Here is a 1,443-nt window from a genome sequence, read left to right on the forward strand (position 1 = left end):
GGGAGTGGGCAAAACCTGGGGGTGTCTGTGTATGCTGGTGGTTCATTAAGAGGGGAACTGCCATGGAAGTGCGGATTATTGTCGAGACAACATTTGAGAACGGAACCACAAAGCGGCATCGTGTCGGCTATCTATCCCGCCCGTTTCGGCGGACGCAGCCTGAGGGGTTCGGGTTGTTGCTCGAAGATGCGAAGATCATCCTGCGGCAATTGCAGAATGCGATCCTGCGCGACCAGATTGAGGAAATTTCCGCAGCCAGCAGGATCTGTCCGGACTGCGACGGGGTACGGGCTATACATGATTATCGGTCGCGGGTGCTCGACACACTTTTCGGCAGGTTCAAGGTCAAAGCGCCGCGCATTCGCTGTTGCGCCTGCAATGCTAAATCCGATGTTGTCCTAGGCGGACCGCTTTCGCCTCTCGCTCGCTTTTTTCCGGACCGCTCGACCCCGGAAATGCAACGCCTTCAGGCTGAACTCGGGGCACGATATTCTTTCCGGGAAGCGGCACGAATCTTGGAAACCTTTGTGCCTTGCGCGAAGCAGGTGAATACATCGGTGCGCAACCGTCTTGGCAAAGTCGCAAGGAACATCGACGCCATTGAGCAAACTGAGCCGGTGGTTGCGGCGGCCGTCGAAGATCCGCCTGCGTTGACGGTTTTCTTGGACGGCGCGCATATCCGATGCAGACCGGAATACCAGAAACGACACCTCGATGTTGTGGTGGGCAAGATCGAAAGCCACGACAAGTGCCGCCGCTTTGGCCTTGTTCAACAGGCGATGCTGTCACCTGCCAGCCAGCTTCGCCAGGACTTGAGGGCTCTCGGTTGGGATCGCGGAAAAACCGTCACGGTGATCTCGGACGGGGAACCCGCCCTGCCAAACCTCGTGCGCGGCGCAGTCGGTGGAAAGGTCCGTCACATCCTCGACTGGTGGCACATTTCGATGCGTATTCAGCACATCGAGAACGCGGTGAAGGGCCTGCTGCAGGTCAGGGGCTTCTCCGGCATTCCAATGCTGTTCAAACGTCCGGCCGAAGCGCTGCGATGGTACCTGTGGCATGGAAAAGTCCTGACTGCCACGACCAGTCTGCAATGGTTGATGGTCGATTGCGCCCGGCTGGGTACAGATGACCGCGTGGCAACTGAAGCCGTCCGGCGGGTGCAAGCCCGGTGCCGGGATCTCTATTCCTACCTTGCGAACAACATGGACAATCTGACCGACTATGGTCGGCGGCACCGTGCGGGGCTTCCGATCTCTTCATCCCGGGCTGAGGGCTGCGTAGACGACATCGGCAACACCCGCATGGGAAAACGTCGCCGAATGAGATGGTCGCCCAAGGGAGCCCACCGCGTAGCCGTTGTGCGTGCCGCCGTTCTCGACGGCCGTCTAACTGGTGCGTACCAAAGAGCAGCCGCATAACCCCCAGGTTTTGCCCACTCCC

Annotated in this window: 1 protein-coding gene; it reads left to right on the top strand. The window is 59.2% G+C overall.

Features of this window, described 5'->3' with window-relative positions:
• Window positions 1-62: 62 nt before the first annotated feature.
• The gene (locus DJ029_RS21460) at window positions 63-1,421 is read left to right on the top strand and encodes an ISKra4 family transposase (RefSeq protein WP_112324493.1); all 1,359 of its coding nucleotides are present in this window, start codon (window positions 63-65) and stop codon (window positions 1,419-1,421) included.
• Window positions 1,422-1,443: the final 22 nt, after the last annotated feature.

This window comes from Oceanibium sediminis, from assembly GCF_003265325.1.
In the GTDB taxonomy this organism is placed as follows: Bacteria; Pseudomonadota; Alphaproteobacteria; order Rhodobacterales; family Rhodobacteraceae; genus Halovulum; species Halovulum sediminis.